General features: G+C 59.3%; 7 protein-coding genes and 1 pseudogene. 4 read left to right on the forward strand and 4 right to left on the reverse strand.

Annotated elements, in window-relative coordinates; all coding sequences use genetic code 11:
- Positions 1-155 precede the first annotated feature (155 nt).
- Positions 156-902, forward strand: coding sequence for an SDR family oxidoreductase (locus NX05_RS18555; RefSeq protein WP_039433051.1), 747 nt, complete (start codon positions 156-158; stop codon positions 900-902).
- On the opposite strand, the gene NX05_RS18560 is transcribed toward NX05_RS18555, so the two are convergent.
- Positions 860-1,858 (reverse strand): LysR substrate-binding domain-containing protein, encoded by a 999-nt coding sequence (locus NX05_RS18560; RefSeq protein ID WP_057417709.1) that lies wholly within the window; start codon positions 1,856-1,858, stop codon positions 860-862. The genes NX05_RS18555 and NX05_RS18560 overlap by 43 nt on opposite strands.
- Before the next feature lie 289 nt (positions 1,859-2,147).
- Here NX05_RS18560 and NX05_RS23130 point away from each other — a divergent pair.
- Positions 2,148-2,715 (forward strand): annotated as a pseudogene (locus tag NX05_RS23130) (conjugal transfer protein TraG N-terminal domain-containing protein); the annotation flags it as partial.
- Here the strand turns inward: NX05_RS23130 and NX05_RS18565 are convergent.
- From NX05_RS18565 to NX05_RS18575, 3 genes are all read right to left on the reverse strand, one after another.
- Complete coding sequence (locus NX05_RS18565; protein WP_039433053.1) at positions 2,685-3,062, reverse strand: DUF3742 family protein; 378 nt, start codon at positions 3,060-3,062, stop codon at positions 2,685-2,687. The pseudogene NX05_RS23130 and the gene NX05_RS18565 overlap by 31 nt on opposite strands.
- A gap of 85 nt (positions 3,063-3,147) precedes the next feature.
- Complete coding sequence (locus NX05_RS18570; RefSeq protein WP_039433055.1) at positions 3,148-3,780, reverse strand: RES family NAD+ phosphorylase; 633 nt, start codon at positions 3,778-3,780, stop codon at positions 3,148-3,150.
- Between the two features lie 12 nt (positions 3,781-3,792).
- Positions 3,793-4,419, reverse strand: coding sequence for a hypothetical protein (locus NX05_RS18575; RefSeq protein ID WP_015471990.1), 627 nt, complete (start codon positions 4,417-4,419; stop codon positions 3,793-3,795).
- A 315-nt stretch (positions 4,420-4,734) separates the two neighbouring features.
- Between NX05_RS18575 and mobH the strand changes: the two genes are divergently transcribed.
- Positions 4,735-6,663 (forward strand): MobH family relaxase, encoded by a 1,929-nt coding sequence (mobH, locus tag NX05_RS18580; RefSeq protein ID WP_039433057.1) that lies wholly within the window; start codon positions 4,735-4,737, stop codon positions 6,661-6,663.
- 134 nt (positions 6,664-6,797) lie between these two features.
- The coding region (locus NX05_RS18585) for a transposase (protein ID WP_146092241.1) at positions 6,798-7,233 on the forward strand (436 nt) is incomplete at its 3' end.

Here is a 7,233-nt window from a genome sequence, read left to right on the forward strand (position 1 = left end):
ACGCATGGGCGGAAATTGCAAGAAACCAGCCTTCAGCGTAGCGAACACTGGTAGTTTTAGCACGCCGGTGCAGACATCAAGGCCTTGCGGTCGTTGGGTGGTTGGGGTTTTTCAGGGGCGACTAATTAACTTACCCACAGTAGAAGAGGTCTTTTATGGCAGAACTTGCAGTGGTGACCGGTGGCAGTCGCGGTATCGGCGCTGCCATTGCCTTGAAGCTTGGGGGGCTCGGTTATCACGTGGTCCTGACATACACCCGGGACGCCACCGCCGCCGAGCGAGTCATCCAAACCATCGTTGCGGCAGGCGGTAAGGCGCAGGCAATGCAACTGGACATCGCCTGCGAACAACAGGTACTTACCCTGTTCAATATGCTGGATCAACAGGGCGAGCAGTTGACGCTGCTGGTCAACAACGCTGGAATCACTGAAGGCTTTTGCCGGCTCGAAGCGCTGACCTTCGAACAGTTGCAGCGGGTTTTCCAGGTGAATGTGTTTGGCGCGTTCCTGTGTGCACGTGAAGCCGTCCGGCGCATGGGCTATTCCCGAGGCGGGCATGGGGGGTCAATCATCAACGTTTCTTCGCGTGCTGCACAGTTGGGTGGCGGCGGCGAGTGGATCCATTACGCCGCCACCAAGGGCGCGATCGATAGCCTCACCCATGGCTTGGCTAAAGAAGTAGCCGGCGATGGTATTCGAGTCAACGCCGTGGCGCCGGGGCTCATTGAGACAGACCTGCACGCCGCCGCCGGCAAGCCCGACCGGGCGGCCACCCTGGCGACGGCGGTGCCCATGGAGAGGGCCGGTCAACCCGAAGAGGTTGCAGACTGCGTTGCCTGGCTTGCCTCATCTGCAGCAACTTACGTAACCGGCGCTATTGTTCCCGTTGCTGGGGGGCGTTGAGCCTGCAGCCATGTACCGGCCAGGTCGAGCATCGGTAACAAATTGTGTACCGCAGCCGTGCAGTTTTCGGTTAGCCAGGCGGCGCTCATTGGCGAGCGCAGTAGATCCCCCTCAATGGGCAAGAACACAATGCCTTGGCGCTGCTCGGCGCCCACACTCTGAGGCACGAATGTCAACCCCACGCCGGCTCGCGTAAGCCCCAGGGCCGCTTGCAGGTTCTCGATCGGCTGCACGATGTGCACCCTGACCGACGCTGCGTCGAGCGTGTTCAGGATCAGATCGGTCAGGCTGGGAAGAGGATAACGGGGGTAGAGCACGACTTTTTCGCCGTGCAGGTCCGTCACGCTGATGCGCTCGCGCCCGGCCAGTCGGTGCCATGCCGGGACGGCCGCGACCAAAGGTTCGTTCAACAGCAGTTTTTGATGGATCGCCGGGTTCTCGTTAATAGGGGGGCGGGCGAAGCCTATGTCGATGCTGCGCGTCAGGAGCGCAGGGGATATCTCTGCGGCGAGCATTTCTTTGAATGCCAACTCCACCCCCGGACAGCATTGCTGAAACAGACCCAGCACTTCGGGTAAACCGTTGTACATGGCCGAGCCCGCGAACCCTATCACCAGACGCCCACTGCGCCCTTCGGCAATGCCCTTTACGTCGCGAATGCTGTTATGGATATCCGCCAGAATGGAATTGACCCTGAGCAGAAACTGCTCCCCCGCTTCGGTCAGACGGATGGGCCGAGTGTCGCGCTCAAGCAGTTTCACATTCAGCTCATCTTCGAGTTGTTTGATCTGCTGACTCAACGGTGGCTGGGCCATATGCAGCTTTTCGGCTGCACGGGTAAAACTCAACTCTTCTGCGACCGCCTTGAAATATCGTAAATGGCGAATTTCCAGTCGATGTTCAGAGATAGGCAGGGTTGACACGGCTTTGAGGGAATGACGACTAGGCTCTGACATATAAAAACATCCTTTTTTATTAGTTCTTAATTCATATTTTTTAGCAATTATAAATTCCACCTAATTATTACCATACGCAACAATCCACATCGGAGTGCTTGCCTAAAAGTAGACAACTTGCCTCCCTGCGACCACGTCATTCGGACACTCGGCAGTCGTTACGTCTGCGCGATAGTCCAGCGTGGTCTCGCAAACCCGGTTTCTTCCTGATCGTAGCTCATGCAAACACGCCTCTTGAACTCTATGTCCTTGAGCTACGCAGCACTGAATCGCTCCGGGGCTATTCATCTTGCCGAACATCGTGACGCGCGCGGCAGGCGACATGGGAATGGCCGTTGGAAACTCGCAATATCCCCCGCCATGCACGTAGCGCGCCTGGCCCTACCCATGGTGCTCGTGCTGCTCCAGATGGCGTTGGTGATTGCATTTCGCTGGTATTGGTCGTCGGCACCTACGACCTCAAGACAGTCGTCACCGTCAGCGTGGCGCAGTTCGGGTTGTTCCTCTTGGATTTCTAGTTCCAGTTGGCCCGTTGGATCGACAGCACTATCTTGGACGCGCTCTACGATGGGGCTGGAACCGGCCACACAACAATTTCAATCCGATGATCGGCTTGAACAACGCATTCGGCGACATGCTGCTGAACTTCGTCACGGGAAGATGTTCTTGATCCTACCGACCTTTGGGTCGCGCCCTTGGGGTGGCCGAGTCAAGGTTGGAGTGATAGCGCAGAACTTTGTGCCGTCGGCTTCAAGGAAGCGCGTGATACCGCAGGGGCAGGCGTAAACAAGGTAGCCGGAAGGCGCTGTGACGGGCCGGCCAAACCTCAGCCATCAAACGGGTCGTTCGGGTCGTGAGGGTCGATCCTTTGACCGGAGGACGAATACAGTCCGAAGCCCGCCTCCCCATTGCGCAGTTCGTCCTGTTGTGCCCAGCGGTCGTCCCTTCTAGCCAAACTACCTGCCATCCATGCCGCCGCAACTCCCAACAGCAGCAAAACCGCCAGCCAGGAAGCAACGTAGAACAGCAGTCCCAGCACAGCCAGCTTGACCACCCACAACGCCAACGCGGCACCAACGACAGGCACCCCTTTAGAGGCTAGCCAGCTCGACAACCTTCGCTCGCCGCGCGCATAGGCGCGCCATCCACGGCCAACGCTGCGGCCGAGACGTTCTGCGGTACTGATGCGGGTTGTCGTGTTCATGATCGTCTCCTGCTACACGAGGAATTCCTATTCCAGTCTGGTCCAATTCACTCTGCTTGGGGCCTCAATGTACTCTTTTGCTGCTTTAGGACGCTTCGTCATCCGGTTCCACCGGCCCAGGGTCGGGCTCCACACCGATGCGATAGGTAGCAACGAAACCCGGCCAGTCCACGTGGTCAACCAGGTCGATGTCCTTGATGACCCTGACTTTCGCTTCTGCACGCTCGAACAGGGCAATGCTCTTGGCGGGATAGTTGTTGCGCGACGGATAGAGCACCCCGTCGAACAGCGGCAGGCCGTCGTCGCCGAGCATCGCATGCACCTGGGTGGATACCTGCTGTGTGTGCGTGTAGTCGCGGCTGGCCAATTGCTCCAGGTTCAAGCCGAAGTAGCCCGCCATGACGCCCGGTGCCGTGAGATCGGCTAGGCGCAAGTCGCACAAAACGCCCACGGCGCGCACCATCCGACCCTGGACTTCTTGCAGCGTGATCGAGCGCGTGGTGTCCGCAAGCCACTGGTGCTTGTGAAACACCGATTCCATCAGCGCCGTAGGTAGGTCGGGGCCCAGGTAGAGCACGCCGTAGGACCTCGTCGGGTCGTCGTAGCGGTTGGTGCTGCTGCGGCCATAGTGCAGCGGGCTGCCCCGATAGACGATGCGGCTCACATGCTGGAGCAGTTCACCGGCATCGATCAGGAACAACGGCAACTCACGACTCATGGCAGTCTCACCTCAATGCACCTGAACGCCCAGCACGTTGAACACGGCCTCGCTTACCTTGTCGATCGAGTCTGGCGTCACCGCATCTACCGGCGAACGCCCGCCCAAGCCTTCGAGCGGTTCGGAAAGCGCACCGTAAATCGTCCAGTTGTCGATGCCCTCGACCTCCTGGAGGACGGCTTGGGTCAACTGCTGTTTCACCGGGTCGAGTTGCCAGTCGGGTAGCTTCTGGCCGCGCGGCCCTACGTTCAGTGCCAGCAACCGACGGGCGAGGATGTCCTTGTAGATCTGCTGACGCGACTTGTCCGCCAACTTGGCGAATTCGGGGATCGGCAGGTTATGCGGCTGGTTAAAGGTTTTCAGCAACGCGGTGCGGCCACGCTGGACTTCGGTTTCATTCGGTGCCCAGCGCGTCTCGGCGCGCAGCGCGGCCGCCTTGCGTGCCAAAGTCTGCTCCATCGTCTCCATTTCCAGGCGAGCGGGAAGCTCCACCGCCTCTACACGCTCGTGAACGAATGCCTGCAGTTCGGCCGCGAAAGCCCCAGCATCTCGGATATCAACAATGGCGGCGAAGCGACGCACATCCTCCACCGTGACGCGCGGCAAACGGTCGGCAATTAATTCAATGGAATTGGACATGATCATCTCCCAGGCAGGTTTAAGACAGGAATCACCCTAGTCTCTCCTGTCGCCTTTGTCAACTTTGTCGCCCGATAAAACCCTCTTGGCTGAAACGGCGTCCGCGCAGCATAGGCAGAGCTAGCACAGAGGGTCGCCGCCCAATCCACACAAGCGGATTCCACATTGACGCTGGAACCGCAATCTGCGCCTCGCTATACCGAAACGGTTAAAGACCAAAGGGCAGAAATGGCAAGTGAATGGGGTGCAAGGGGAAAGGCCCTACCCCGAAAAGGCTAAAAGGCTTCCCGCACGGCCCGCTATCAGGACACCTACATGCTCTCCCTGTTCCAGCGAAAAAGGGCTTCGGTCGCTGCCGCTGCGTCGCCAGGACCCACCACCGACCTCCCGAAAGGGCTGACGCGGCCGGAGACGGCCGCGTCCTTGCTCGCCACCCCGCGCCGTCAGAAGCTGCTGGAACACATTTGGCAGCGCACGTCGCTGTCTCGCCAGCAGTTCGACACGCTGTACCGCACGCCCTTGGAGCGCTACGCCGCGCTTGTGCAGCAATTTCCCGCCTCAGAGAGCCACCACCATGCCTACCACGGCGGCATGCTCGACCATGGTCTTGAAATCGTTGCCTACGCGCTCAAGCTGAGGCAGTCCTATCTCCTGCCCGCTGGCGCAACACCCGAAGACCAGGCCGCACAAGCCGAAGCCTGGACCGCCGCCACCGCCTACGCCGCCCTGCTTCACGACATCGGCAAGATCGCTGTTGATCTGCATGTCGAGCAGGCCGACGGCAGTGTCTGGCACCCCTGGCATGGCCCGCTGAAGCAACCCTACCGATTCCGCTATCGAGAGGATCGCGAGTACCGCCTGCACAGTGCAGCTACCAGCCTGCTGTACCACCAGGTGATCGATCGCTTCATCCTTGACTGGCTCAGCGGCTTCCCATCGCTGTGGGCGGCGCTGCTGTGCATCATGGCAGGACAGTACGAGCATGCCGGGGTGCTCGGGGAACTGGTGATCAAGGCCGACCGTGCGTCTGTCGCCCAAGAACTGGGAGGAGATCCGGCAAAGGCGATGGCCGCACCGAAGCATGCTCTGCAGCGCAAGCTGCTTGACGGCCTGCGCTATCTGCTCAAGGAAGAGTTGAAACTAAATCAGCCCCAGGCGTCCGATGGCTGGCTGACGCACGATGCGCTCTGGCTCGTCAGCAAGACCGTCTCGGACAAGTTGCGTGCCCACCTGTTATCGCAAGGCATAGACGGCATCCCAGCGAACAACTCAGCTGTGTTCAACGTTCTTCAAGAGCACAGCATGCTCCAGCCCGCACCGGACGGTAAAGCGATCTGGCGTGCAACGGTGACCAGCTCAAGCGGCTGGTCACATGCCTTTACGTTACTGCGGCTCTCGCCCGCCCTGATCTGGGAGGCTGGTGAGCGGCCGGCCGCCTACGCGGGGACGGTGCTTGTTGAAACAGGCCAAGGTGCCGAGGCAACCGGCGAGAGTGCGCCGGACTTGCTTGACTCTTCCATGCAGGACACCGCCGAAGATCGAGCCAATCCGCCGTTGAAATCGAAGCCTTCTTTGAGCACACAACCCGTAGCGAGAAACGCCCCGGATATGATGGATGAATTGCTGGCAATGATTGGGGAACCAGATCAACCGAAGGCCGATGACCAAGGAAACTCATCGGTTCAGCCAACGCCTGAAGCTCCCGCAAAGCCACACCAGGTGAGCGAATCCGTCCTAGCGAACAAAAATCCAATGTCGACCAGTACCCAACCATCCAGGGATGAGTCGAATAGCATCTCAACTCAAATGTCAGCCGATCATTTCGTGACATGGCTACAGCAGGCGATTGCATCGCGCCGACTCGTCATCAACGACGCTAAGGCGCTGGTGCATATCGTGGCGGATGCCGTCTATCTGGTAAGCCCAGGTGTGTTTCAACGCTATGCGCAAGAACATCCTCAAATCGCTGACTATGCCAAGCGTGAAGAGATGACAGATTGGCAGTGGGCGCAAAAGAGATTTGAGAAATTGCATCTACACCGTAAGCAAGCCAATGGCCTGAACATCTGGACGTGCGAAGTAACCGGACCTCGCAAATCGCGCCGGCTCCACGGCTACCTGCTTGAGCGTTGGCAGGGTGTATTCGGGGAGCTTCCGCCAAACAACCCATACCTGAAACTTCGGAAAGTCTCCTCCGACGCCACCATTGAGGCGGATGATCATCCGCGCGCAAGGCGTAACTGAGTCAAACAGGGGTAATTAGTCGCCCCTGAAAAACCCCAACCACCCAACGACCGCAAGGCCTTGATGTCTGCACCGGCGTGCTAAAACTACCAGTGTTCGCTACGCTGAAGGCTGGTTTCTTGCAATTTCCGCCCATGCGTACACGCCGTCCTGCTGCCGAAGACAGACCCGCCGACGAGTTGTTCCGTTCGCGTCTGGAGAATCAGATCGATCTGCAGCATCCGCTGGCGCAGCTGAGCCAACGGATGCCGTGGACGGCGTTGGAGCAAGCACTTTCATCGCGCTTGCCGGCCACCCCGGCCGGTGGCGGTCGGCCGGCATTGCCGGTGCGGCTGATCGCTGGTTTGCTCTACCTCAAGCACGCCTACGACCTGTCCGATGAAGCGGTGTGCGAGCGTTGGCTGGAAAATCCGTACTGGCAGTTTTTCACTGGCGAGGTCGTGTTCCAGACGCGCTTGCCGTGCGATGCCAGCTCGCTGACGCGTTGGCGGCAGCGGCTTGGCGAAGCGGGGATGGAAGAGTTGCTGGCGCACACCATCAACGCCGCGCATGCCATGCAGGCGGTGGACA

Source organism: Xanthomonas vasicola, assembly GCF_000772705.2.
GTDB lineage: Bacteria > Pseudomonadota > Gammaproteobacteria > Xanthomonadales > Xanthomonadaceae > Xanthomonas > Xanthomonas vasicola.